This is a genomic window from Sanguibacter sp. TS_SC_8 (assembly GCF_055361235.1).
The window spans coordinates 3,345,527-3,369,984 of record NZ_CM143955.1 but is presented as its reverse complement, the minus strand read 5'-3'; the positions used below and the strand labels follow the sequence as shown (position 1 = coordinate 3,369,984).

The following is a 24,458-nucleotide window of genomic DNA, read 5'->3' as shown; positions in this document are numbered from 1 at the left end:
GCTTCATAGGAACGCACACCGACGAAGTACTTGAGCGGACGCCAAACCTTGCCACCGCTCATGGTTGCCTAGAACCCGCTGGCAAGGACGGGGGACCCAATTTCGGGTGCTGCTCGCAGCGCCCTTGGGGTGAAGCCTCGCGAACTTCGGTTCGCAGGCCGGGTGTACTCCTACCCGAACCCGACAGCTGACCTCGCAGGCGTATTGGAGCAAACATGACCTCTAGCTCGATTCGTGCTCGCCACCGCGCGGCACGTCGCCCGATCACGCCTCTCAGCCTGTTCGCCACCGCCGCTTCCGAGAACGTCGTCTCGGTCGGCAAGCGTTCGGCTATGGTCGCCGCCTCGTCCGGCCTCCTCGTCTCGCTGATGGCGGCCGCACCGGCCTCCGCAGCCCCCGTCTCCGGCGATGCCGCGGTCTCGACCGTCGACGTCTCGGCCCTCACCACCGAGGCCCGCGCCGCACTCAGCACCGCACCGACCGTCACCGTCGCAGCTGACGCGTCATGGACGATCGAGCAGACCGAGATCTCGGTCACCCCGGCGCCGGCGCCGGAGCCGGTCAAGCCCCGTGCCGCCGCTGCCGCCTCGCGGACCGCCGAGCGCACGACGACGACCACGCGCACCGCCGCAGCCGCCCCGGCCGCCGCCGCTGCATCGACGGCTACGCCCGCCGCCGCCGCCGAGGTCGCAGCTCCCGTCTCCGTGGCTCCGGCCTCGTCGGCCGGCAGCTCGATCATCGACATCGCCAGCCGGTACGTCGGTGTCCCGTACGTCTCCGGCGGGACGAGCCCGTCCGGGTTCGACTGCTCCGGGTTCACCGCGTACGTCTTCGCCCAGGCCGGCATCTCGCTCCCGCGCACCTCTGGTGCACAGGGCGGCGTCGGAACGGTCATCCCCCGCGACCAGGCTCAGCCTGGTGACCTCATCTGGAGCCCGGGCCACATCGCGATCTACGCCGGTGGCAACAGCCAGATCGACTCCCCGAAGCCGGGGTCGACCGTCCAGTTCCGTAGCATCTGGCAGTCCAACCCGACCTTCATCCGGGTCGGCTGAGCACTCCAGCACCTGTCGGAGAAACCCGAGCCGCTCTGCGGCTCGGGTTTCTTTGCGTCCAGGAGGGGCCTGATCGCCTTCCGCATAGCCGACCCCCCCGCGCTGTGTCGCGAACAGGCGAGGACTGCGTCACGAGCGGGTAATGTCTACCGCACGTAGGTCCCAGTTTCGTCCTGCAGAGGGAGATCACGATGTCGCACCCAGATGCCATCCTTGTCGGTGTCGACGGCTCGGCGTCGAGCCTGCACGCCCTGGACTGGGCGACCGCCCTCGCAGCGCGCAGCGGCCAGCCCCTGACCGTCGTCTGCTCCTACTCCCTGCCCTCCTTCGCGGCGGCCTCCCTCGACGGCGGGTACGCCGCGCTGGACGACTCCGCCATCCAGGAGGGCGCACGCGCGGTCCTCGACGACGCGAAGGAGCGCGCCCGCCGCGCCGGCGTCGAGGCGACCACCCAGCTCGCGACCGGGGACGCCGCCGGGGTCCTCGTCCAGATGTCGAAGGACTACACCCTCGCCGTGGTGGGCACCCGCGGCCACGGCGGGTTCGCCGAACGCCTGCTCGGCACGGTCTCCTCCGCGCTGCCCGCGCACGCCCACTGCCCCACGGTCGTGGTCCCCTTCCGGGACGACACCGCCGACGCCGTGGCGATCCGCCCGCTGCGCCGGATCGTCGTCGGGGTGGACGGGTCGCCGTCCGCCTACGGCGCGCTGCACCTGGCGATCCAGCAGGCCAAGATCTGGGACGCCGAGCTCGTGGCGGTAGCCGGGGTCCCGGTGGGTTCCGGGGCCGGGCTGCTCGCCTGGCTGCCGGCGGCGATCGATCACGAGCAGGTGCTCTCCGACGTGACCGACGGCCTCAACGCGATCGTCGACAAGGCCGAGGCCGCGAACCCGGGCGTGACGATCCGCCGGATCGTGCTCGACGGGACCGGCGCCGAGCTGCTCACCGAGTTCTCGAATGCGAGCGACCTGCTCGTGGTGGGGTCCCGTGGTCGTGGAGGCTTCGCCGGCCTGCTGCTCGGGTCGACGAGCCAGGCCGTGCTGCACCACTCCCAGTGCCCGGTACTCGTGGTCAACAAGCGCTGCGAGATCCCTGGCGACTGACGCCGCCTCCGGCCGCTAGAGGGCCTCCGCGACGAGCTCGGAGTCCGCGGCCCGCTGCTCCAGGACCGACCGCAGCCGGTCCAGCCCGAGGTCGAGGTCGTCAGGGGCGATGGTCAGCGGGGGAGCGAGCCGGATCGTCGCCCCGTGGGTGTCCTTGGCCAGCACCCCGGCCTCGAGCAGCGCGAGGCACAGGTCGTGCCCGGTGCCCTGGCCGGGCATGAGGTCGATCCCGGCCCACAGCCCGGCGCCGCGCACCTCGGCGAGGAGCTCGTCGGTGACGAGGTCGTCGAGCCTGGTCTGGAGATGGTCGCCGAGCACCCGTGCGCGCTCCTGCATCTCACCGGTCGCGAGCAGGTCGACGACGGCCAGCCCTACGGCGCAGGCCAGCGGGTTCCCCCCGAAGGTCGACCCGTGGGTGCCCGGGGTGAACACGTCCAGCACGTCCGCCCGCCCGACGACGGCGCTCACCGGGAGGATCCCCCCGCCCAGCGCCTTGCCCAGGGTCACCAGGTCCGGGCGGACGCCCCACAGGTCGCAGGCCAGCGTGGTCCCGGTGCGACCCAGCCCGGACTGGATCTCGTCGGCGATGAGCAGGATCCCCGCGTCGTCGCACAGCGTGCGCACGCTCGCCCAGAACCCCGGCGGTGGGACGACCACCCCGGCCTCGCCCTGGATGGGTTCCATGAGCACCGCGACGGTCGACTCGTCGATTGCCTCGGCCACCGCCTGGGCATCGCCGAAGGGGACGACCCGGAAGCCGGGGGTGTACGGCCCGTAGCCGTCGCGGGCCTCGGGGTCGGTCGAGAAGGAGACGAGCGTCGTCGTGCGGCCGTGGAAGTTGCCGGCGGCGACGATGATGACCGGCTCGAGGACGCCGCGGCGGTGGCCCCACTTGCGGGCGGCCTTGATCGCGGTCTCCACGGCTTCGGCGCCGGTGTTCATCGGCACCATCATCGCGGTGGTGCCCTCCAGCGCGAGGGAGTCGGCGACCAGGGCGCACAACGCGTCCGCGAACGGCTCCAGCAGGTCGTGGCCGAAGGCCCGGGAGGTGAGGGTGACCCGATCGAGCTGGGCCGTGACGGCCGCCACGAGCGTCGGATGACGGTGACCGAAGTTCAGCGCGGAGTAGCCGGCGAGGAAGTCGAGATGCGCCCGGCCGCGTGTGTCGGTGACCCACGCGCCTTGGGCGGTGGTGATCGTCACCGGCAGCGGGTCGTAGTTGTGCGCGAGAGTCGGGTGCTGTGTCACGTCTGCTCCAGGGGTGCGGGCCGGATCTCGAGGGTGCAGCACTTCGCGCCGCCACCGCCGAGCAGCAGCTCGGAGGTGTCTACACCGAGCGGGGTGTACCCGCGCTCGGCCAGCTGGGCGATGAGGTGGGTGGCGCGGGGGGTGAGCACGACGTGGGTGCCGTCCGAGACGCCGTTGAGCCCGAGGACGAGCGCGTCGGCCTCGGTGGCCAGGACCGCGTCGGGGTAGAGCGAGGCCAGCAGGTCGGCGCTGGCAGGGGAGAAGGCGCCGGGGTAGTAGGCGATCTGGCCCACCGTCGGGCCGGCGCTGGGCGGGGTGGCGGCGCCGTTCGGGGAACCGGCACTGCCTGCGCTGCCGTCGCCGCCCTCGCTACCTTCGAGGACGATCACGGCGGTGTCCAGGTGGTAGAACCGCGGATCGTCGAGCTCGAGGGTGACCACCTCCCGGCCCCACAGCGCGGCGGCCTCGTGGTGGGCGGCGACGTCGGTGCGGAACCCGGTCCCGGCGAGGGTGCGCCCACCGACGGTGAGCAGGTCGCCCTCGCCCTCGTTGCGCTGGGCGGCCTCGTGCACCACGAATCCGTGCCGGGCGAACCAGTCCAGGTAGGCGGCGGCCTCCCCGGCACGTTCGGCGACGGTGAACCTGGCTCCGTAGACCACACCGTCCAGGACCGTCGCACCGTTGGCCGCATAGACCATGTCCGCCAGCCCCGGCACGGGGTCGATCAGCTCGACCGTGTGCCCCAGGTCCAGGTAGACGTCACGCAGCCACTCCCACTGCTTGACGGCCAGGGCGGTGTCGGTGGGGTGGGCGCTGTTCATCCACGGGTTGATCTCGTAGCTCACCGTGAAGTGGTCCGGGCGGCACATGAGGTACCGGTGCCTGCGTGTCATGATGACCCCCTCACCAGCGGTGCTGAACTGGATGCCTGGCCACGAGACTACGCCGCAGCGCGGCGCAGCGGCGGCAGGGCCGCCCGGCCTGTCGCCCGTCCGGTCAGGCGACCGTGACCTCGCGGGCGAACCTCGCCAGGGCGAGCCGCATCATCGCCGCGAGCACCGGCCCGACGACGGCCCGCGTCACCCGGGCGGGGAGAGGTCCGGCCAGGTAGGCGTCCTCCCACCAGGTGACGCGCGCACGGGCGGCGCCAGCCGGCTCCACGGTGATGCCCGCGGTCCCGAGCAGGACCGGACCGGCCTTGCGCAGCGTGATCTGCGACGTCGTCCGCCCGGTCGGCTCCGCAGGTGACTGCTCGGGCGACTGCTCGGGCGAGGCGGCGCGGACCTCGGTGACGATCATCCGGTCGGGCATGCCTGGACCGGAGACCATGGTGAACCGGGTCCCCACGGGGAAGGGCCCGGGTGGGAGCGGGCCGGTCGCGGTCATCGGGTACCGGCCGTGGGTGAGCGGGATCCATCGTTCGTGGTTGCGCACGTCCGCGAGGAGGGCGAACGTCGATGCCGCGTCGAGGTCGACCACCCGGGTGACCTGGACGCGGCGCGGGGAGGGGTCGCGTGCCGCCAACCGCGCCACGAGCGCCACTGTGGGCACAGTCGACCCAGCCGGCACGGCCCGCGCAGCGGTGCCGGTCATCGGCGGCCGAGCTGCGGGTCGTCGGGCCCGGCGTCGATCGGGAGCGGGCCATGGGCCTTCTCGCTCACCGGCGTGAGGAAGCGCGTGGGCGCAGGCCCGAACGCCTTGCTGGTCTGGTGGACGACGGTCCGGGACAGCGCCCGCCCGCCGAGGACCCCCACGACCGCGCCGATCCCGAAGGGGATCACCCGGCCCAGGGCCAGCGAGCTCTGCTTGACCATCATCCGCTTGACGAAGCGTCCGGTGAGCACCTGGTTGACCTGGCGGATCGTGTTCTTGGGCATGGAGGTCAGCAGCACCGTCCCCCAGGCGCCCATGGGCTTGCCGGCGACGTCGGTGAGCGCCTGGGCACCCGATTCCCCGAGCACAGCGGTGAGCAGCAGGGCCCGGCGGCGCTCGACGTCGTTCACCTCGATCCCGTGGACCTCGGCGACGGCCAGGGCGTAGGCGGCGGAGGCGGCGAAGAAGGTCGCGACGTCGGCCGTGCTCAGCACGAGGCTCACGCTCGTCCCGATGCCAGGGACGACGGCGGCCGTGCCGACGGCGCCACCCGCCCCCTGCAGCAGGAGCGAGTACTCCCGCGTGAGCAGACCGATGATCCGCTGCGGCGAGGCCTCCGGGTTGCGCCTGCGCAGACTGTCCACGTGGGCGCGGACGGTCGAGGACGGGATGGTCACCGCTTGGTCGATCGCCGCGTCCAGGAGCGTGTTGCGCCGGGACAACGTCGCGATCACTCCGGGACGCGTGGCCTCGACGCCGTTCGGAGCGGCCGGCTGCACGCCTGACTGCGCGGTGTAGGAGGCCTTCTGTGCAGCGTCCTGACGCCCCCGCCTCATGCGTCCGCGCCCCGTCCTTCGACCGAGTCGATGCTCAGCTCGATCGTCGCGCCCGCCTTGAGCGTGCGGCCCACGGTGCAGGCCTGGTCGATCGCGCGGGTCACCACGGTGATGAGGCGTTCGCGGGCGGCCTCGTCGAGGCCGCTCAGGTCGACCTCAAGACGTTCGACGAGATGGGGGTAGTGGTCGTCGTCGAGGTTCTTGACGCCGGACACATGGATCGTGGCCGGGTAGTCGTCCCCGAGGCGCCGGGCGAGCGGCGCGTCGGAGGTCAGGCCGGTGCATCCGGCGAGGGCGATCTTCATGAGCTCACCCGGGGTGAAGGTCCCCTCCGCCGCTGCGCCACCGATCTGCACCAGTCCGCCGCGCTCGGAGTACCCGGTGTAGCGACGGGTGCCGGTCCGTTCGATCCACAGTGCTGGCTGCTCAGGGGCCTGCGGCTCGGCGGGGGTCGGAGCGTCGGTCTGCGGGGCGGTCGCGAGGGCGTCAGTCATAGTCGATTGTCGCACCGGATCAGTTCTGGGGTCGAGGCAGCCCGCGTGGATCCGTTGGTGCGCCCGGGCAGATTCGAACTGCCGACACCCGCTTTAGGAGAGCGGTGCTCTATCCCCTGAGCTACGGGCGCGTGAGCGTGACCAGATTACCCGACCGCGGGACCGTGCCGTGTCCGGGCGCCGCATCTGCCGGGGGTGGCACGGGCGCGCGACCTGCGGCGCCCTCGCGTTTGTGTCCCCGTGGCTCGCTCCGAGGAGGGGGCGGGTGAACGTGCACACGATCGATTGACTCCGCCGGTTGCAGCGTGCACACTTTTCTTCGACAGTGCGTGCCGCCTGCCCCCTGCGCGGCACGCACTGTCTTCATGTCCGGAACGTTCTGCCCGGCGGTCGCAGACCGTCGGCGCCCCCGCCCCTCCTGTTGGGCGCCCTACGGCGCGTCAGGGGATTTTTCCCCGCCGGGCCGGTTAGCGTGCCAGGGTGACACTTCCCGATCGCGAGCACGCGCCGGGGCACCGGGGCGCCTCCGTGGACCGGACGCGGGTGCGCTCCTTCACGCCAGACACGTCCACGGAGAGAACCCCGACATGACTCACAGCACCGCGACCGACCAGTCTGCGGCCCCCGCGTCGCCCGACCGCGGCGCGGACGCCACCAGTCAGGCAGCCCCTGCGATCGTCAAGCAGGCGACGACCGGGGAGATCGTGGGCGCGGCCGTGGACCGCTGGCGGACCACGCTCGTCGCCCTCGCCGGCGGCTCGACCCTCGCCGACGTCAACCTGCTCGGGGACGCCGTGCTCGACCTCACCGCCGCGCACCCCTCCGGGATCGCCCAGCTCTTCGCCGGCCGCAGCACCCGGCTGGCCAACGTCTTCCGTGAGGGCAGCTCGCTGCCGGTGGCCCGGCGTCGGGCACGGGCGGTGGCCCAGCGCTCCCAGGAACAAGGGGAGCGGTACGGCATCGCCCCGACGTACCTCGCGATCGGCGTCGCGACGTGGACCGAGCAGATCATCGACGAGGCGGCCGACGACGTGGCCGCGCTGGCCCGGGCGACCGGCGGCCAGCTCGCCGGTCAGGGCGTGTACGACGGCGCGAGCCCGGTCCGGGACACCGTGCGCACCGTCCGCGCCCCCGTCCTGCTCCGCCCGATCAACATCCAGGCCCGGGGCGGCGGGGAGTCCGACTACGAGCTCACCCTCGAGCCGACCGCGGAGATCAACCCCGTCCTGGCGCGGGCGCTGCGCTCCCGTGGGGCCCTGCTCGACCCGGCGGCTCTGGCCCGCGGCGCGTTCACCGGCTCCGGGTTCGACCCCTCGACCGCGCTGGACCGCATCAACTCCCTCGGCGGAGCGGTGCTGAGCGACTTCACCATGGTCGACAAGCTGCTCGTGGGGACCTTCGTGCACCCGGGACAGATGCTCGTCGACGACCTGGACGACCTCCTGGTCGGGCTCGAGCGCCACGAGATCGTCGCCGCGCTCGCCGGCGACCCGGCCGCCATCGAGTCCCTCGCCCACCCGCTCCCCGCGCTGCACACCGGCGACGCCGAGCCGAACATGGAACGCGGCGTCGGCGACCTCGACCCGTCGGCGCGACGGGTGCTCGACGCCCTGGCGACCGGCAGCCACCTCTTCATCGACGCCCCGGTCGGCGCGGACTCGACGGGTGCGATCGCCGCCGTCGTCGCCGAGGCCGCCGCGATCGGGCGCAGCGTGCTCTACGTCCCCGGGCACCGACGCGCCGCCGACGCGCTGAGCCTGCGCCTCGCCGAGCTCGGGCTCGACGACCTCGTCCTCGACGTCACCCCGCACCCGAGCTGGCGGGCCAGCGTGTCCCGGCGCCTGCTCGGCGCGATGACCCTCGAGGCCCCGCACATCGACGCGGCGGCGCTCGCCGACCTGCGCCTGCAGCTCGTGGAGACCCGGACCCGGCTGAGCCGGACGATGGACGGGCTGCACCAGCCCCGCGCGCCGTGGGCCATCTCCGCCTACGACGCGCTGCAGGCCCTCGCTCGGCTGACCTCGGAGCGCCCGTCCCCGTCCACCCAGGTGCGCCTCGAGGCGGGGCCCCTCGCCCGCATCGCGGCGACCCGCCAGGCGATCGGCGCCGACCTCGTCCGTGCCGCGAACCTCGACGCCTTCACCCTCCGGCAGGCCTCCACGCCGTGGTTCGGTGCTGACCTGGAGACCGAGGACGCCGCGAGCGACGCGACGGACCGGATCACCCGGCTGCTCGAGCGGACCCTGACCGACCTGCGGACCCAGATGACGACGGTCGTGGAGGACACCGGCATCCTCGCCCCGCGCACCGTGAGCCAGTGGGGAGAGCAGCTGGCGATGCTCTCCGGGATGCGCACCACCCTGGACGTCTTCCAGCCGATGGTCTTCGAGCGCACGGCCGACGACCTCGTCGCCGCGACGGCCTCGCGCCACTGGCGGGCCGAGCACTCGATCGAGATGAGCGGGCTGCACCGGCGACGCCTGGTCAAGCGCGCCAAGGACATGATCCGACCGGGCACCCGGATCGCGGACCTGCACGCCGGTCTGCTCGAGGTGCAGGCCCAGCGCGAGACCTGGGCCGCGCACTGCCCGAGCGGCGGCTGGCCGCGCCTGCCCGACGGGCTCGCCCGCATCGAGGCGACGTACGCCTCGGTGACGAGCGACCTCACCGCGCTCGACACGGTGCTGGCCACCACCCCCGGTGGTGCTGGGCTCGCGGACCTTCCCCTGGGCGACCTCACCGAGCGGCTGCAGAAGCTGCTCGACGACCGCTCCGCGCTGCACACCCTGCCCGAGCGCACCCGGGTGATGCGCGAGCTCGCCTTCGTGGGGCTGGGACCGCTGCTCGAGGACCTCGCCGCACGCCGGGTCGAGGTGGGCCTCGTCGAGGCCGAGCTCGACCTCGCCTGGTGGAGCTCGGTGTTCGAGCAGATCCTCGCCGCCGACCCGCACCTCGCGGAGGTCGACGGGCAGGGCATCGAGGCCCTCGCCGACCGCTTCCGGCGCCTCGACCGGGCGCACGTGGAGTCCCTGAGCGCCCCGATCCGGGCTGCCGCGATCCAGCAGATCCACGGTGCGCTGCGGGACAATCGTGACCAGGCCGAGGGCCTGTTCGCCCAGCTCGTCGAGGAGTCCCTGACGAGCGTGCGCACCGCGAGCGACGACTTCGGGGACGTGCTGCGCAAGCTGCGCCCCTGCCTCATCGCGACCCCGACCCTCGTGCCGCACCTGCTGCCCGCGCACCGCACGGTCGACCTCGTCATCCTCGACGCCGCGCAGCACCTGCCCGTCGAGTCGGTGCTCTCGGCGATCGCGCGCGGCCGGCAGGTCGTCGTCGTCGGCGACGCCCGCTGCGCTCCCGGTGAGGCGGTGCCCGCCCTGGCCGCCCTGCTGCCCACGGTCGCGCTCGCCGGCGACGCCTCCCGCCGCGACCCGCTGCTCACCGCCTTCCTCGTCGACAACGGCTACCAGGGCGTGCTGCGCCCCATGCCGCTGCCCTCCGCCGAACAGCTGGTCACCTTCGACGCGGTCGACGGCGCCGGGATGCCCGACGCCGCCTCTGGTGCCGTCGAGTCCACCCAGGTCGAGGTGGACCGGGTCGTGGAGCTGGCGATCAACCACGCTCTGGACCGGCCCGACGAGTCTCTCGCGATCATCACCGGATCACGGACGCACGCCGACCGGGTGCGTGAGGCGATCCTGTCGCAGGTGCGCCAGAACGCCGCACTGGGGCCGTTCTTCGACCCGCGGCGGCGTGAGCCGGTCGTCATCTCCGACCTCAAGAGCGTCGCCGGGCTCTCCCGCGAGGCCGTGATCTTCTCGGTCGGGTTCGGCCGCACCCCGCACGGACGCGTGCTGCACCGCTTCGGCGACATCTCCGGTCCTACCGGGCAGGCGCTGCTGCTCAACGCGGTCGGGGCGACCCGGCGCCGGCTGTCGGTGGTCAGCTGCTTCGGCGCCGCGGACCTCGACCCCGAGCGCCTGCGCGGCACCGGCGCCCAGCTCCTCGGCGGGCTGCTCGACTTCGCCGAGCACCGCACCGAGACCCAGTCCCAGCCCGTGCACGACGACGTGACTGCCGCGGCCGCCGCTCAGCCGCACCCGGACCGCCTGGTCATCGACCTCGCCGAGCGTCTGTGGCGCACCGGGCTCACGGTCGAGACCCAGCACGGCCCGGTGGGCGGGGAGCAGATCCCGCTCGTGGTGGGTCACCCCGACCTGCCCGGTGAGCTGCTCGTCGCGGTGCTGACCGACGACTCCCGCTACACCGACGAGCCGAGCGTCCGGGTCCGCGACCGTCAGCGCGCGGAGCGTCTGGAGCGTCTCGGCTGGCAGGTCATCCAGGTGTGGTCGGTGTCGTTGTTCCTCGATCCCGAGGGCCAGGCGAACCGTATCCGCGAGGCCGTCTTCGAGATCGAGGCCCGACGCCGCGCCGCCCGCCAGCCGGTGACCGGCGCACTGCCCCTGGTCGCTCTCGACGACGCGGCGCTGGTCGTCCTGGAGGAGGCTCAGGGGACCGGCGGCGAGGATCTCGTCGACCCGTCCGCTCCGGTCGCCTCGACCGGGGCTGCGGCGACCGGGGATGGCAGCAGCCCGGCGGTCGGTCGCCCGGTGATCGCACGGACCTCCCGGCCCGCCCGGCCCGACGTCGAACCGGGGCTGCCGATCTCGGCCTACGGCGACAACGAGCTCGACGAGCTCGTCGCATGGATCGCCGGCGACCAGGTCACCCGCGACGCCGAGCAGCTCGCCGGCGCGTTGCGCGCCGAGCTCGGGGTCACCCGCCGCAGCACCCGGGTCGACACCGCGGTGACCAGCGCTGTGCGCCGCCTCCTCGGGGGATGAGGCGATGACTGTGTCTTCGTCGGACTCGGTGCCCGCGGATCAGACTGCGGACAAGGCTGCGGATCAAGCTGCGGACGAGGCTGACGCTCCGGCGGCGCGGTCGTCGGACGCTTCCGGGTCGCCGGTCCGCCCGCGCCGGCACCGTCGGGTCGTGCGCACCGGGGTGGAGACCGAGGCGGTCTCGGGGCTGAGCGGGGACGAAGCAGCCACCGGATGGTCCGAGCCGCCGGTCGCCGGGGGCGACAGCAACGACGAGCAGCTCAAGAGAGACGTCCCGCCGCACTGGTGAGCGAACGACCGAGACGACACGAGCGGGTGACCCTGGGGTCACCCGCTCGTGGTGTTCGTGCAGCCCGTCAGGGCGTGCCGGCTGTGGTCAGTAGCCGACGGGAGGTGCCGGCGGGACTGGGCTGGACGGACCGGTCGTGCCGGTGCCACCGGTCTGAGCGGCGAGCAGGTCGCGGATCTGCGCGAGAAGAATCACGTCTTCGGAGGGCGCCTCGGGCTCGTCGATCAGTCCACGCTTGCGCAGGCTCTGCAGGTGGTTGATCGGCACGACGACGAAGAAGTACAGCGCCGCCGCGATGCAGAGGAAGCTGAAGACCGCGTTGAGCACGAGGCCTGGATAGAAATGTGCGTTGTTGATGGTGAACGCCCCGACCGCTGTGAGGTCGGGCTTGCCGAAGATCATCGCGACGATCGGCGTGATGATGCCGTTCACGAGGCTCTTGACGATCTCCGAGAAGGCGGCGCCGATGACGATGCCGACCGCGAGGTCGATGACGTTGCCTCGCATGATGAACTCTTTGAAGCCGTTGAGCACGTTCTTCATAGGTTTCCCTCTCTGGTGCTCGAGACTGACGCTCAAGACTGACGGTCTGCCGCGGCAGACCTCTGGCAAGGCTCTGACGAGCCTCGGACAAGACATTGTGGACGGGGGCGGGACGGCTGCCCGTCAACGGCTCGCTGGGACCCGTGCCGTGGCGGACGGGTGAAGATCGGACGCCCCGCCGTCGATCATTGCACGACCACCGCGGTGACCACACCCCAGCCAGCTACATTGGCCAGGAACGCGGCCTCCTCCGGAGTGACCGCCACGAGGATGAGGTCCGCGGAATCGTCCGCAGCCTCGGTGCCCAGGTCAAGTCCGGTCGAGGCCCCAGGTGCCACCCCGCGTGGGCGGGGCAGGACCAGGGCGCGCCGGGCCAGGTATGTGGCCGAGGCTGTCTCCTCGACCGGCTCGTCCGCGCTGCTGTCGGAGTGGTCTGACGGGGCGAGGAGGTCCACGTGCATCCCGGGGCCGACCATCCGAGCCAGCGCGGGCTCCCCGAGCCGCACAGCCGCCACCACCGTCCCGGGTGGGCCGAGCGGGCCGCCGTCGGGTGCCACGAGCACCGGCGCGCTGAGCACCGTGCCCTCCGAGACCGGGACCGCGAGGATCCGCCCGACCGCCTCGGCCGGGTCGCGCAGGGCGTCGGTGGGTCGGGCGCGCGGTGGAACCCGTTCCGTGCGGACGTCGTCGGTGGTCAACGACTCCCCGGCGAGCACGGGCCGGTCCGCCACCACGATCGCGACGAGCACCGGGGGAGGAGGCCGCAGCTGTCCTACGGTGATGGCCGCGGCGAGCCCCAGCGCAGCGGCGACCACGAGGAACCGGGCCTTCCAGACGAGGGCGCGCAGGCGGCGTCGGGCACGCGCGGTGCGCTCGCGCCGTGGCGCGCCGTGCGGGGAGGGGCGTGCGAGGCGGGACGAGGCAGCGGTCATGCCCGCACGCTAGGTGCGGGCAGGCCGGTCCCGGTGGGCGGTGAGCCCCGACCGGGTACGGTCGCGCCGAGGGACCCGGTGTGGGCGACCTCTAGCCGCCCGATGCGCGGGGTGCTACCTCGCGCCGGCCGGCGAGGAGGACGACGACGTCGTGGAGGAGGAAGGGGACGACGAGGACGAAGCCCCTGACGAGGACGACGATCCCGACGACGACGACGACGACGACGCAGCGGGCGCGGATCCGGACGTCGCCGCGCTCGTCGAGGACGCAGACTCCTTGGCCGAGCTCGTGGACTCGGCAGCCTTGGGCGTGGCAGGCACCTTCGACTTCGACGCGGCCTTGTTGTCGGTGCGGTAGAAACCCGATCCCTTGAAGACGACCCCGACGGGGGAGAAGACCTTGCGCAGCAGGCCGTCGCACTCGGGACACACGGTGAGGGAGTCGTCGGCGAAGGACTGGTGGATGTCGAAGTTGTGGCCGCACGCGGTGCAGGTGTACGCGTAGAGGGGCACGAAGCCTCCTGTGATCCTGTAGTGGGGGTGGTGCCTGACCGGCCAGCGGCGAGATGACGTCGCGCGCGACCGAGGGTTGGCACTCGAAGCAACTGAGTGCCAATCATACGCCGGGCCGCGGACCCGTTGGAAGCGCGCCGTGACAGTGCGAGCAAGTAGTGTCGCATCGTGCCTCATCGCCATGTGATCCTTCGTCGTTCCCTCGTCTCGGTTGCCGTCCTGCTCGTGCTGGCGCTCGTCGCCGCCGTCGTGACCGTAGCGGTCGTCACCCGCCGTCCGCTGCCCGCGGCGGGCGGGGAGGTCACCATCCCCGGGTTGAGCGAGAGCGTGCGCGTGGTCCGTGACGCGCAGGGGATCCCGGACATCTACGCCGCGACCGCCGAGGACCTCTTCCAGGCGCAGGGGTACGTCCAGGCGCAGGACCGCTTCTTCGAGATGGACTACCGCCGCCACGTCACCGCAGGACGCCTCGCCGAGCTCGTCGGCGACAACCCGGACGCGATCGAGGCCGACAAGGTGATCCGCACCTTCGGGTGGCGCCAGGTCGCCGAGGCGGAGTGGAAGATCCTCGACGCACCGACGAAGTCCTACCTGAGCGCCTACGCCGACGGCGTCAACGCCTACCTCGAGGGCCGCGCGCCGGGCGACATCGCCTTCGAGTACACGGTGCTGGGCCTCCAGGTCGACGTCGCGGCCCCCGAGCCGTGGAGCCCGATCGACTCCCTGGCCTGGCTCAAGGCGATGGCCTGGGACCTGCGGGGGAACTACGACGACGAGCTCGGACGGGTACAGGCCTTCGCCAGCATCCGGGACGTGGGCAGGGTCAACGAGCTCTTCCCGGACTACCCCCAGGACCTCAACGCCCCGATCCTGGATGCTGACCAGGCCGGCGCCAACCTTGCCGCCAACCCGGCCTCGGCTCCCGGCGAGGTAGAGGGCGAGGAGCTGGGCGAGGTCGACGCGTCCTCCGTCGCGACCCTCTACGACCCCGAGGACGCCGGGCTCGCGCTCGCCGTCGACTCCGCGGCCCGCGCGGTCGACGCCGTCCCGGTGCTCGTCGGGGACGGCGAGGGGATCGGCTCCAACTCGTGGGTCGTCTCTGGTGACCTGACCGACACCGGCGGGCCCCTGCTGGCCAACGACCCGCACCTGAGCCTGGGTGTCCCGAGCATCTGGTCGCAGGTCGGGCTGCACTGCGTGGAGACGAGCGCGGACTGCCCCTTCGACGTGTCCGGCTTCTCCTTCGCCGGGTTCCCCGGTGTGATCATCGGCCACAATGTGTCTCTGGCCTGGGGGATCACCAACCTCGGCGCCGACGTGACGGACTTCTTCCTCGAACGGACCGACGGCTCCACCTACGAGGTGGACGGCTCCTGGGTCGCCCTGGACACCCGCACCGAGACGATCAAGGTCAACGGCGCCGACGACATCGAGATCGAGGTGCGCTCGACCGAGCACGGGCCGATCATCTCCGACGTGCTCGACGTCGAGGACACCAGCGCCACCCCGATCGAGGGTGCCGACGGCGAGCTGCTCCGGCGGACGAGCTACGCGGTCTCCCTCGCGTGGACGGCACTCACCCCGGGGCTGACCGCCCAGGCCATCTTCGCGATGGACACCTCGACCTCGGCGCAGGACATCAAGGTCGCCGCCGAGTACTTCGAGGTGCCCTCCCAGAACATCATCTTCGCGACCGTCGACGGGCACATCGGCTACCAGGCGCCGGGGCGGATCCCGGTGCGCGAGGAGATCACCGGGCCCGTCCCCTCCGACGGCACATGGCCCCGACCCGGCTGGGACTCCCGGTACGACTGGCAGGGATGGGTCGATCCGGCAACGATGCCGTCGGTGCTCGACCCCGCCAGCGGGTTCATCGTCGCGGCCAACCAGGCCGTCGCCCCGGCTGGGGCGGGTCCCTTCCTCTCCCGGGACTGGGACTACGGCTACCGGTCCAACCGCATCCAGGATCTGCTGCAGGCCGAGATCGACGCGGCCCGCCCGATCAGCGTGGACACCATGGCGCAGATCCAGAACGACACCGTCAACCCCTACGCCGAGATGCTCGTGCCCACGCTCATGGAGCAGACCATCCCCAGCTCCTTCGACCGAGCCGGTCAGGACCTGTTCGTCGGCTGGGACTACAGCCAGGACGCCGACTCCGCTCCGGCCGCGTACTTCGCCGCGGTGTGGGTCGAGCTGCTGTCGCTGACCTTCGACGACGAGCTCTTCGACGCGTCCGCCCCGGACGGGGGGAGCCGGTGGCTCGAGGTCGTGCGCACGCACCTGGACGACCCCACGAGCCCGTGGTGGGACGACCGCAGGACGGTCAACGTCGTGGAGACCCGGGACGAGATCCTCACGCAGGCGCTGGTCAAGGCGCGGGAGCAGCTCACCAAGAAGCTCGGCCGGGAGGCCGACGAGTGGCAGTGGGGCAAGCTGCACCGCCTCGCGCTGAAGCACCCGGTGCTCGGTGGGTCGAGCGTGCCCGGAGTGGTCCGCGGCTTCGTCAACCCCAGCCCGGTCGAGATGGGTGGAGGGTCCTCGATCGTCAATGCGACCGGCTGGGATGCGTCCTCCGGCTCCTACGACGTGACCTCGGGTCCGTCGATGCGGATGGTGGTCGACCTCGCCGACCTGGACCGCTCGACCTGGGTCGTGGTGACCGGGGTGTCAGGGCACCCGGCCAGCGGCCACTACGCCGACCAGCTCGACCAGTGGGCCGCCGGGGAGACGTTCACCTGGCAGTTCAGCGAGGCGGGCGTCTCGGGCGCCGGCAAGGACATCCTCACCCTCACGCCCTGACCGGGCGTGAGGGCAGGGCGCGAGGGCGCGAGCCGGACTGGCCGCTCGGCCCGGCGCCCGGACCGGTTCAGTCGCGGATCCAGTGCCATTCCAGCGGGGTGACCACGCCGTCGACCTGACGATCGTGGACCTCTTGGGGCAGCGGCCGCTCGGCGGCGTCGTAGATCTCCTCGGGGAAGACGACCGCGATCACCTTCACACCCGGGCGCACATGGGCGAGGGCTCGGTCGTACCAGCCGCCACCCTGACCGAGGCGGTTGCCGTGGGTGTCGACCGCGAGGGCGGGGGCGATGACGACGTCGGCCGTCTCGAGCGCCTCGGGTCCGAGTGCGTCCGTCGACGGCTCGGGCGGGCGACCCGGGGCGCGCTGAAGGAGGTCGTCCTCCCCTGCGTAGAGGGCCCAGTCGCGCTGCAGCCCGATACCGAGCACAGGGAGCAGGATCTGCTTGCCGAGCGCGTCGAGTGCGGGCATGAGGGCCGAGGTGCCGGGTTCGTTGGGCCGGGCGGCGTAGAGCCCGATCCGCTGGGCGTCACGGACCTCGGGGATGGTCAGCACGATCTCGGCAAGCGCCTTCGCCGCCTCCTCGCGACGTCGTTCGCTACGGGTGTCGCGCGCCGCGCGGATCGCCCCGCGCAGGGCGTTCTTTGCGTCCTCTGCCTCGAGGGATGCATGGATTGGGTAGGGCTGCACTGGACTACTCATGGTCAAAGTATGTCAAAGAAATGGTGCGGTGGATGTCTCCTGTGGATGTTCGCGGGGGATTTGCTTTTCTGCACTAACCTGTCCCTCATGACTGCAGGAACGCCGTGCGTGCCACCGGATGCGACGTCGTGGTGATCCGGTGAGGAGCGTCCAGGACCAGCTCGCCGCAGTCCTCGCCGTCGCGCTGCCCGTCCCCGCCCTCGACGTCGTGCTCACCGATGCGGCCGGCTGCATCCTCGCCGCGGACATCGTCGTGGCAGAGGACATCCCGGCCCGGCCCGTGGCCACCAGCGACGGATACGCCGTCTTCGCCCGCGACCTCGTGGGAGCCAGCGCGCAGCATCCCGTCGTGCTCCCCGTCATCCACGACGTGTGGTCGGCGGTGGACGAACCCTTCCGCCTCGTGCCCGGGCAGAGCGTGCTGCTCAGCAGTGGCGTCCCGATGCCCATCGGGGCCGACACGCTGGTCCCGGTGTGGGCCACCGACCGCGGCGAGGCGCGGGTCCGGATCACCACCGAGTTCAGCCAGGGGGCTCACGTGCGCGCCGCCGGGGCCGACGGGCTGGCCGGCTCCGTGGCGCTGCGCGCCGGGATCCGCCTCGACGCACGCCAGCTGGCCTTCGCCGCGAGCCTGGGCTACGCCCGCATCCGCGTGCACCCGGCGCCCCGCGTGGTGATCCTGCCCGTCGGCGACGAGCTCGTCCAACCCGGTTCCTCCCGTCCCGGCGTCTTCGACGCCAACGGCCCCTCGTTGCGGACCGCAGTGCAGGACGCCGGTGCGATCGCGATCCAGGTCGCCCCGGTCAGCGACGACCAGGCCAAGCTCCGCGACGCCATCGAGGACCAGCTCGTGCGGGCCGACCTGCTGGTCACCACGGGCGGTCTGAGCGAGGGGTCGCACGACACCCTCAAGGACGTGCTCGCCCCGCTGGGCACTGTGCGTTTCGACCATGTGGCCATGGTCCCCGGCCGGAACCAGGGGCTGGGTACCCTCTACGCCGGGATCGGCGTCGACACGGGTGCGCCCGGGGACACGATCCCGGTCTTCTCGCTGCCCGGGCACCCGGTCGCGGCGCAGATCTCCTACGAGGTGTTCGTCCGTCCGGCGCTGCGCGCGATGGCCGGCTACACCGAGATCTACCGGCCGTCCGTCGCCGCGCACGCCGCAGTCGGCTGGCGCAGCCCCGCGGGCATCCGCCAGTTCGTGCCCGCCACGCTGCTCGGCTCGCCCGAGGAGGGCTACCACGTCACCCCCGTCGGCGACCCGACCCGCCTGGACGAGCTGTCCATGGCGGCCCTCGCGGGGGCCAACGCCCTCGCGGTGGTCCCCGAGGGGGACACCGAGGTCCACTTCGGTGACCGGGTGCACTGCCTGGTCCTCGAGGCGTGAGCGTGGTCTTCTGGCGACGGTCGCCGGCGTGGCCGGTGACGCTGCGTGACGACTCCCTCGACGACGTCCGCACCGGCGTCCCAGGCGGGGTGCTCCTGCTGCGACGGCTCGCCCGCCACGACCGCGACGAGTGGATGGAGCTGCGTGAGCACAACGCCTCCTGGCTCGAGCGGTGGGAGGCGACCGTGCCGCCCACGCCCCCCGGCCACCATCCCGGCACCGGGAACCGCGCGGCCCCGACCTTCGCCGAGTACGTCCGCCTGCTCGACGCCGCGGGCCGGGACGGCACGACCCTCCCGTTCGTGATCGAGCTCGACGGTGAGCTCGTGGGTCAGCTGACCGTCTCCTCGATCACCTACGGGTCGATGTGCTCGGCCAGCATCGGGTACTGGGTGAGCGAGCACGTCGCCGGCCGGGGGATCGCGCCGACCGCGGTCGCGCTCGCGGCCGACTACTGCCTGTTCGAGCGGGGCCTGCACCGGATCGAGGTGAACATCCGCCCCGAGAACACACCGAGCCTGCGGGTGGTGGACAAGCTCGGTCTGCGCGACGAGGGCCTGCGGGTCGCCTATCTGCACATCCAAGGTGGCTGGTGCGACCACCGGACGTTCGCGGTGACGGCCGAGGAGGTCCCCGGCGGGCTGCTGACCCGCTGGCGAGGCCAGCAGTAGCACCCGGCACAGGGTCACTTGTCCGGGCGACACACCGGAGCGCGTCCGCGTCGCGGTGGTGCGGCTCACTTACCGTCGTCGTGTGGACTCACTAGCCGGCGTCGCTGTTCTGGCAGTGGTCGGTCTGTGGTTGGCCTACCTGGTCCCGCATCGACTGCTCCAGCGGCAGCAGATGCTCGAATCGCGGGTCAACGACCGGTTCTCGGGAAGCCTCCGGGTGCTCGCCGTCGCAACTGCGGGCGCCCCGGCGTACCTGGGCGCGACGCGAAAGATCGGCCGGAGCTCCACAGCAGTGGCGCTCCACTCCCACGGCGACTGCACGACGTCGTCAAGCGTGACCGCACCACTCTTGACACCGCCTCACGGGATGTCCGTGCGGCCCAGGCGCCACCACCCGGAAGGAGAGCAGGACATGGAGCAACCACCCTCCCCGACATCGACGGCCGGACCTGCGCGCGCGGGGCTGCATGCCCGCCGTGCGGCGGCCGCGCGACGTCGCGCGCTGCTCACCGTGACCTTGCTCGTGCTGACCGCCGCGACGGGCACGCTCGCCGCGACGACCGCGGTCTCGGTCTGGTTCGTGCTTGCACCGGCCGTGCTGCTCGGCGCGGTCCTCGCGCTCGGGCGCAAGGCCGTACGTGCCAACGCCCATGCCGACGCCGCGTGGGAAGCACGTGAGCGCGTCCGGCGCTCCGCTGCGTCCCCCACGGACGCCCGCCTCGCCGGGCGACCGGCACCCGCGGTCCGCCTGCAGGTGACCGGCCGGGCCGTGAAGTCGTCGCAGTCCCACACGCAGATGATCGCCCGGGTGCGCCCCTCCGCCGGCTCGTCGCCGAGCTCGACAGTCGAGGCTGACCGCTCGGGCTCGGGCTCGGGCTCGGTCGCTGGGGAGACGTCCGGCGACTCCGGGACTGTGAGCGACGCCCAGGGCGGCGCCGAGGCGCCTGCCGGGGCCTCGGCCGGTGCCCGTGCCGACTCGGCCGCTGCTGCGTCGTCTGCCAGTGCCTCCAGCACGTCCGACGCCGCCGGCCGGTCCGGGGACGCGACCGAGTGGACCTCCGTCCCGGTGCCGCGTCCCGTCTACACGATGAAGTCGGCTGCTCCGCGCTGGGAGCCGGCACCGCTCACCGCCGAGATGGCGCAGATCACCCAGGCGCGCCGGGCCGAGCTCGCAGCCGGCGACAGCGCGCCCGCTGGGGTGTCGACCAGCGTGCCGGCCGGCGTGCCTGCCGGGGACGCGCCGTCGGCCACGAGCGAGCCCGAGGCGCCCAGCGACAGCCTGGGTGTCAACCTCAACTCCGTCCTCGCCCGGCGTCGCGCGGTGGGCGAGTAGCGCCTCACCTGCAGGCTGCAGGCCCGGCCCGCGGTCGTGGTGGTGCTCAGGGGGGCATGCGTGGTGCTAACCTAGATAACGCTTCGGGAGTTCGCTTCCGTGAGTGGAGGGGCTATGGCGCAGCTGGTAGCGCGCTTCGTTCGCATCGAAGAGGTCAGGAGTTCGAATCTCCTTAGCTCCACAGGCAATGACAGTGACAGACGAAGGAGCCTCACCCCGCACGGGGTCAGGCTCCTTCGTCGTCTGCCGGGGGCCGCAGGGGCTGCTCGTGTGCGACCCGGTGGTGCGTGACGTGCGGTGACGGAGGGGATAGTCTGGCGACGATCCGGCTCGCGACGGTGTCGGACGCCCCGTCTTGAAGGAGACCGCGATGGCTGCCCTGGACACCCCGCTCGACCTGGACCACGAGTTCACGGCGCCGTTGCAGAAGGACGGAGCCTTCGACGCCTATCTCACCGTGCCGGGGTCGGTCGAGCTCCTCGGAACCCGCAAGGCCGTGAAGGTCACCGGCACGATCGACGGGCACCCCTTCGCGGCGACGCTCATGCCCTCGGGCAGCGGTCCGCACTGGCTCCCGCTGCGGGCGGCCCTGCGCAAGGCGGTCGGCAAGGACACCGCGGGCGACGAGGTGCGGATCCGGCTCGTCCGACGGCTCACCTGACCCGCCCCTGGGTCGGAGTGGGGCGTCGTCGGGCACGGAGAACTTGCTGGCGGATAGGGGGGACAACCCCCTGGATCGCTAACCTACGGTTCCGTAGACTTGCGTGAAGGGCGCCTGTTCGGGCGCCCGTCTTCAGGCAACGAGCGGATAATGATGACGGCAAACAGTGCGGTGATAGGCCAAGACAACCCCCTGGCGAAGCCGGCGTCGGCTCGCGAGCGGCAGGTGAGCGACTTCTCTGCGCTGACCCGCACGGTCCAGGAAACGGGCCTCATGCGTCGCCGGTATGCCTACTACTGGGCTCGGTTCGGGCTCGTCGTCGCCCTCCTGGCGGCGTGCGGAGTGGGCATGGTCCTGCTCGGCGACTCCTGGTGGCAGCTGGCCATCGCGGGCACGCTCGGCGTGCTCTTCACCCAGATGGCGTTCCTCGGGCACGACGCCGCGCACCGCCAGATCTTCAAGTCCGGCCAGTGGAACGACTGGGCCAGCCTCGTCATCGCGAACCTCTTCGGCGGTCTCAGCTACGGCTGGTGGATGCACAAGCACTCCAAGCACCACCAGAAGCCGAACGTGCTGGGCACCGACCCGGACATGCTCAACGGCGTGCTGGTCTGGGAGACGGAGACCCTCGAGAAGCCCACGACAGGTGTCCGCGCCTGGCTCGCCTCGCACCAGGGCTACTGGTTCTTCCCGCTGCTGCTGCTCGAAGGCCTCAACCTGCACGTCAACGGCCTCAAGACGATCTTCGGCAAGGAGCCGGTCAAGCGTCGCGCGGTCGAGATCACCTTCATCATGATCCGCCTGGTCGGTTTCTTCACCGCGGTCTTCCTGCTCATGCCGGTCGGTCTCGGCTTCGCCTTCATCGGCGTCCAGCTCGGCATGTTCGGTCTGCTCATGGGTGCGTCCTTCGCCCCCAACCACAAGGGCATGCCGGTCATCGCCCCGGACGTGAAGATCGACTTCCTGCGTCGTCAGGTGCTCATGAGCCGCAACATCCGCGGTGGGCGCTGGGTCGACGTCTTCATGGGCGGCCTCAACTTCCAGATCGAGCACCACCTCTTCCCGAGCATGCCCAGCCCCGCGCTGCGCAAGGTCCGGCCGCTGGTCATCGAGTTCTGCGCCTCGCGTGGCATCAAGTACACCGAGACGACGCTGATCGACTCCTACCGGATCGTCATCGAGTACCTCAACCGGGTCGGCATCGCCTCGCGCGACCCGTTCCAGTGCCCGCTCACCGCGGAGTTCCGCTCGGCGCGCTGAGGTCCTGCTGCGCTGCACTGCCTGCTTCACTGCGCTGCCTGCGTCACTGCACTGCCCGACGGCGGTCCCTTCTGGGGGCCGCCGTCGTCGCGTTGGGGGGTGGGTTGGCCTGGTCGGGAATGTCGGAGGGTCGGGCTAGGGTCGGGGTAGTGGTTGGGAACCGGGCGATATGGGTTCTCTCGGGCAGGGTGTTTCGTCTTTCGACAGTGACGTCGGGTGGTGAGTCATGGCAGGCACCGCGGGAGGTCGCGCGGCGGGCAGCGCGGGCAAGGCGGCGGGCAGTGCGAGCACGGCGACGCGCAGCTCGGGTGGGTTGACGCTGTTCGGTGAGGTGCCGGGCGCGAGCTTCGGGCTGCCTGCTCCGGCTGCTCCGGCTGCTTCGGCTGGTGTGTCGGTGGTGGTGCAGTCGCGGGTGCGGTGTGCGCGGATCGCGGAGCTGGATCGGTCGATCGCGGTGTTGACGGCGGAGCGGGCGGGGTTGCTGGTCGCGGAGCGGGAGTGTGCGGTGTGGAAGGAGGCGGGGTTCGCCTCGTTCGAGGCGTGGCGGGGGCAGGTCTCCGGTGAAGGGCTGCGGTCCGCCCGGACGCAGGTGAGCGTGGCGGTGATGCTGGAGGAGTCCCCCGAGGCCGCCGACGCGGTGGCCACCGGTGCGGTGACCCTCGTGCATGCGCAGGTGCTGGGCAAGGTCCGCGAACGCGCCGAACGGACCGCTGGTGGGGCGTTGACCGGCGCGGACACGCGCGAGCTGGTGGATCTGGCGGCGGGGGAGGATGCGGATTCCTTCGCCAAGACCGCGCAGCGGTGGTTGGCTCGCCGGGACAGCCTCGCCCACGACGCCACGCATGAGCAGACGCGCCGGCGCCGGTTCCTCTCGATCAGCCACACCCCGACCGGGACCCACATCAAGGGGTTCTTGGACGTGGTGGCCGGGCAGAGCGTGCAGATCGCGGTGGAGGCGGCGATGACCCGCCCCGAGGCCGGGGACGACCGCGACTACGGCCAACGCTGCGCGGACGCCCTGGTGGACGTGGCCGACCGGGCCGTCAACGGAGGATCGCTCAAGGGCGGGGCGTTGGTGCGCCCGCACGTGTCGGTGATCATGACCGAGACCACCTTCGCCCAGACCCAGCGGGAGCTGACCCGCCGCGCCACCCAAGCCGCAGCCGCCGACGCTGGCGCCGCGGCCCCTGACGCCGCCGGCCCGCCTCCTCAGGTCCGCGCCGGTGCCGGTGCCGGTGCCGGTGCCGGTGCGAGCGTGGATGCGGAGGCGGGCGTCTCGGGGTTGGTGGATCCGGTGACCTTCGAGGACGGGACCCCGGTCCCGCTCAGCGAGGTCGCCCGGATCCTGTGCGACGCCGAGCTCACCCGAATCGTGGTGACCGCCGAGGGCGTCCCGGTCAACCTGGGCCGCACCGCACGGGTGTACTCCCGCGAGCAACGCCGAGCGATCATCGCCCGCGACCGCGGCTGCCAGTTCACCGGCTGCACCCACCCCGCCCGCTGGTGCGAGGTCCACCACATCAACTGGTGGACCCGCGACCACGCAGACACCTCCCTCGACAACGGCATCCTCATCTGCCGCTTCCACCACCAAGAGGTCCACCGCCTCAACCTCACCATCCACCGCGGCCCCGGGGGCATTCGCGACGTGCGGGTCACCCGCCCACCGAGCCAAGAAGCACCGAGCCGAGAAGCACCGGGCCGGGAAGCTCAGGGCCGGGAAGCGTCCCCGGCCAGAGCAGACTGCCGCGGGGGATACCAGCGCGTGCTGACAGCACCGCCGACAGCAGGAACGAAGCCCACGGCTAGACCCGAGCGTCAGGTCGGTCCGAATCGAGACACGAGAACCGACCACGCCGCGCCTTGGCACTCGTCTCGGCGGCCGGCCGCGAGTCAACCGATGGAATGTCGAGACCGGATCAGATCACCGAGGTCGTCGGTCTGGAAGGCCCCACCCCGGGACCTGGATGGGACCGACCCACCAAACCCACCCGGCCCACCAAGCCCACCAGTCAGGGGACACCCGCCGGGTCCCTCCGTCAGAGGCAGCGTGCCCACCTCACCGGTCAGAGGACCGGGAGTCGTGAACCACTCTCAGGGCAGACGGTCAGGACCGGAAGGAGCAGTCGCGCACGGGATACTCGTCGACGGTCGTGACGGAGGCTACGACTGACCAGGTGTGGTGCTC

General features: G+C 71.9%; 20 protein-coding genes, 2 tRNA genes and 1 riboswitch. Of the genes, 12 read left to right on the top strand and 10 right to left on the bottom strand.

What is annotated here, in order from left to right:
* The first annotated feature begins 55 nt into the window (after positions 1-55).
* Positions 56-217: riboswitch (cyclic di-AMP (ydaO/yuaA leader) on the top strand.
* Together ACWA15_RS15215 and ACWA15_RS15210 are read left to right on the top strand one after the other, a co-directional pair.
* On the top strand, positions 216-1,055 hold the full coding sequence (locus tag ACWA15_RS15215; protein WP_464056260.1) for a C40 family peptidase: 840 nt from the start codon (positions 216-218) through the stop codon (positions 1,053-1,055). It overlaps the preceding riboswitch by 2 nt.
* Positions 1,056-1,246: 191 nt before the next feature.
* Positions 1,247-2,158, top strand: coding sequence for a universal stress protein (locus ACWA15_RS15210; protein WP_464056259.1), 912 nt, complete (start codon positions 1,247-1,249; stop codon positions 2,156-2,158).
* Positions 2,159-2,173: 15 nt separating this feature from the next.
* On the opposite strand, the gene rocD is transcribed toward ACWA15_RS15210, so the two are convergent.
* The 6 genes from rocD to ACWA15_RS15180 form a co-directional block, all read right to left on the bottom strand.
* On the bottom strand, positions 2,174-3,406 hold the full coding sequence (gene rocD / locus ACWA15_RS15205) for an ornithine--oxo-acid transaminase (protein ID WP_464056257.1): 1,233 nt from the start codon (positions 3,404-3,406) through the stop codon (positions 2,174-2,176).
* Complete coding sequence (gene ddaH / locus ACWA15_RS15200; RefSeq protein ID WP_464056256.1) at positions 3,403-4,299, bottom strand: dimethylargininase; 897 nt, start codon at positions 4,297-4,299, stop codon at positions 3,403-3,405. Before ddaH ends, rocD begins: the two co-directional genes overlap by 4 nt.
* Positions 4,300-4,402: 103 nt before the next feature.
* The gene (locus ACWA15_RS15195) at positions 4,403-4,999 is read right to left on the bottom strand and encodes an SRPBCC family protein (RefSeq protein WP_464056255.1); all 597 of its coding nucleotides are present in this window, start codon (positions 4,997-4,999) and stop codon (positions 4,403-4,405) included.
* Positions 4,996-5,835: a hypothetical protein gene (locus ACWA15_RS15190; protein ID WP_464056254.1), complete on the bottom strand. Its 840-nt coding sequence runs from the start codon at positions 5,833-5,835 to the stop codon at positions 4,996-4,998. Before ACWA15_RS15190 ends, ACWA15_RS15195 begins: the two co-directional genes overlap by 4 nt.
* Positions 5,832-6,329, bottom strand: a complete 498-nt coding sequence (locus ACWA15_RS15185; protein ID WP_464056253.1) for an OsmC family protein — start codon at positions 6,327-6,329, stop codon at positions 5,832-5,834. Before ACWA15_RS15185 ends, ACWA15_RS15190 begins: the two co-directional genes overlap by 4 nt.
* A gap of 55 nt (positions 6,330-6,384) precedes the next feature.
* Positions 6,385-6,460, bottom strand: a tRNA-Arg gene (locus ACWA15_RS15180).
* Positions 6,461-6,916: 456 nt separating this feature from the next.
* On the opposite strand from ACWA15_RS15180, the gene ACWA15_RS15175 reads away from it, so the two are divergent.
* Positions 6,917-11,173 (top strand): hypothetical protein, encoded by a 4,257-nt coding sequence (locus tag ACWA15_RS15175; protein WP_464056251.1) that lies wholly within the window; start codon positions 6,917-6,919, stop codon positions 11,171-11,173.
* A gap of 4 nt (positions 11,174-11,177) precedes the next feature.
* Positions 11,178-11,462 carry a hypothetical protein gene (locus ACWA15_RS15170; protein WP_464056250.1) on the top strand — a complete coding sequence of 95 codons (285 nt, stop codon included), beginning with the start codon at positions 11,178-11,180 and terminating at the stop codon, positions 11,460-11,462.
* 87 nt (positions 11,463-11,549) lie between these two features.
* On the opposite strand, the gene mscL is transcribed toward ACWA15_RS15170, so the two are convergent.
* The 3 genes from mscL to ACWA15_RS15155 all read right to left on the bottom strand — a co-directional run bounded on the left by mscL (position 11,550) and on the right by ACWA15_RS15155 (position 13,450).
* On the bottom strand, positions 11,550-12,005 hold the full coding sequence (mscL, locus tag ACWA15_RS15165) for a large conductance mechanosensitive channel protein MscL (protein WP_464056249.1): 456 nt from the start codon (positions 12,003-12,005) through the stop codon (positions 11,550-11,552).
* Between the two features lie 185 nt (positions 12,006-12,190).
* Positions 12,191-12,937, bottom strand: a complete 747-nt coding sequence (locus ACWA15_RS15160; RefSeq protein ID WP_464056248.1) for an SAF domain-containing protein — start codon at positions 12,935-12,937, stop codon at positions 12,191-12,193.
* 114 nt (positions 12,938-13,051) lie between these two features.
* Positions 13,052-13,450, bottom strand: a complete 399-nt coding sequence (locus ACWA15_RS15155; protein WP_464056246.1) for an FmdB family zinc ribbon protein — start codon at positions 13,448-13,450, stop codon at positions 13,052-13,054.
* Between the two features lie 183 nt (positions 13,451-13,633).
* On the opposite strand from ACWA15_RS15155, the gene ACWA15_RS15150 reads away from it, so the two are divergent.
* On the top strand, positions 13,634-16,252 hold the full coding sequence (locus ACWA15_RS15150) for a penicillin acylase family protein (protein ID WP_464056244.1): 2,619 nt from the start codon (positions 13,634-13,636) through the stop codon (positions 16,250-16,252).
* Between the two features lie 67 nt (positions 16,253-16,319).
* Here ACWA15_RS15150 and ACWA15_RS15145 read toward each other — a convergent pair whose 3' ends face one another.
* The gene (locus ACWA15_RS15145) at positions 16,320-16,955 is read right to left on the bottom strand and encodes a 5-formyltetrahydrofolate cyclo-ligase (RefSeq protein WP_464056243.1); all 636 of its coding nucleotides are present in this window, start codon (positions 16,953-16,955) and stop codon (positions 16,320-16,322) included.
* A 139-nt stretch (positions 16,956-17,094) separates the two neighbouring features.
* Here ACWA15_RS15145 and ACWA15_RS15140 point away from each other — a divergent pair, with 139 nt between their 5' ends.
* From ACWA15_RS15140 to ACWA15_RS15110, 7 genes are all read left to right on the top strand, one after another.
* Positions 17,095-18,345, top strand: a complete 1,251-nt coding sequence (locus ACWA15_RS15140; protein ID WP_464056242.1) for a molybdopterin molybdotransferase MoeA — start codon at positions 17,095-17,097, stop codon at positions 18,343-18,345.
* A 35-nt stretch (positions 18,346-18,380) separates the two neighbouring features.
* Entirely contained in the window at positions 18,381-19,016 is a 636-nt protein-coding gene (locus ACWA15_RS15135; RefSeq protein ID WP_464056241.1) for a GNAT family N-acetyltransferase, read from the top strand.
* 412 nt (positions 19,017-19,428) lie between these two features.
* Positions 19,429-20,349: a hypothetical protein gene (locus ACWA15_RS15130; RefSeq protein ID WP_464056240.1), complete on the top strand. Its 921-nt coding sequence runs from the start codon at positions 19,429-19,431 to the stop codon at positions 20,347-20,349.
* A 108-nt stretch (positions 20,350-20,457) separates the two neighbouring features.
* Positions 20,458-20,530 (top strand) — tRNA-Ala (locus ACWA15_RS15125).
* Positions 20,531-20,719: 189 nt separating this feature from the next.
* Positions 20,720-21,010, top strand: a complete 291-nt coding sequence (locus tag ACWA15_RS15120) for a DUF1905 domain-containing protein (protein WP_464056239.1) — start codon at positions 20,720-20,722, stop codon at positions 21,008-21,010.
* Between the two features lie 225 nt (positions 21,011-21,235).
* The gene (locus tag ACWA15_RS15115; RefSeq protein WP_464056237.1) at positions 21,236-22,270 is read left to right on the top strand and encodes a fatty acid desaturase family protein; all 1,035 of its coding nucleotides are present in this window, start codon (positions 21,236-21,238) and stop codon (positions 22,268-22,270) included.
* Positions 22,271-22,496: 226 nt separating this feature from the next.
* A complete protein-coding gene (locus tag ACWA15_RS15110) occupies positions 22,497-24,443 on the top strand; it encodes an HNH endonuclease signature motif containing protein (RefSeq protein ID WP_464056236.1) in 1,947 nt (648 codons plus the stop codon).
* Positions 24,444-24,458 lie beyond the last annotated feature (15 nt).

Coding starts and splice junctions, on each gene's coding strand:
- ACWA15_RS15215 (WP_464056260.1), top strand. CDS start 216: ATGACCTCTAGCTCGATTCGTGCTCGCCACCGCGCGGCACGTCGCCCG.
- ACWA15_RS15210 (WP_464056259.1), top strand. CDS start 1,247: ATGTCGCACCCAGATGCCATCCTTGTCGGTGTCGACGGCTCGGCGTCG.
- ddaH (WP_464056256.1), bottom strand. CDS start 4,299: ATGACACGCAGGCACCGGTACCTCATGTGCCGCCCGGACCACTTCACG.
- ACWA15_RS15195 (WP_464056255.1), bottom strand. CDS start 4,999: ATGACCGGCACCGCTGCGCGGGCCGTGCCGGCTGGGTCGACTGTGCCC.
- ACWA15_RS15190 (WP_464056254.1), bottom strand. CDS start 5,835: ATGAGGCGGGGGCGTCAGGACGCTGCACAGAAGGCCTCCTACACCGCG.
- ACWA15_RS15185 (WP_464056253.1), bottom strand. CDS start 6,329: ATGACTGACGCCCTCGCGACCGCCCCGCAGACCGACGCTCCGACCCCC.
- ACWA15_RS15175 (WP_464056251.1), top strand. CDS start 6,917: ATGACTCACAGCACCGCGACCGACCAGTCTGCGGCCCCCGCGTCGCCC.
- ACWA15_RS15170 (WP_464056250.1), top strand. CDS start 11,178: ATGACTGTGTCTTCGTCGGACTCGGTGCCCGCGGATCAGACTGCGGAC.
- mscL (WP_464056249.1), bottom strand. CDS start 12,005: ATGAAGAACGTGCTCAACGGCTTCAAAGAGTTCATCATGCGAGGCAAC.
- ACWA15_RS15160 (WP_464056248.1), bottom strand. CDS start 12,937: ATGACCGCTGCCTCGTCCCGCCTCGCACGCCCCTCCCCGCACGGCGCG.
- ACWA15_RS15145 (WP_464056243.1), bottom strand. CDS start 16,955: ATGAGTAGTCCAGTGCAGCCCTACCCAATCCATGCATCCCTCGAGGCA.
- ACWA15_RS15130 (WP_464056240.1), top strand. CDS start 19,429: ATGGAGCAACCACCCTCCCCGACATCGACGGCCGGACCTGCGCGCGCG.
- ACWA15_RS15120 (WP_464056239.1), top strand. CDS start 20,720: ATGGCTGCCCTGGACACCCCGCTCGACCTGGACCACGAGTTCACGGCG.
- ACWA15_RS15110 (WP_464056236.1), top strand. CDS start 22,497: ATGGCAGGCACCGCGGGAGGTCGCGCGGCGGGCAGCGCGGGCAAGGCG.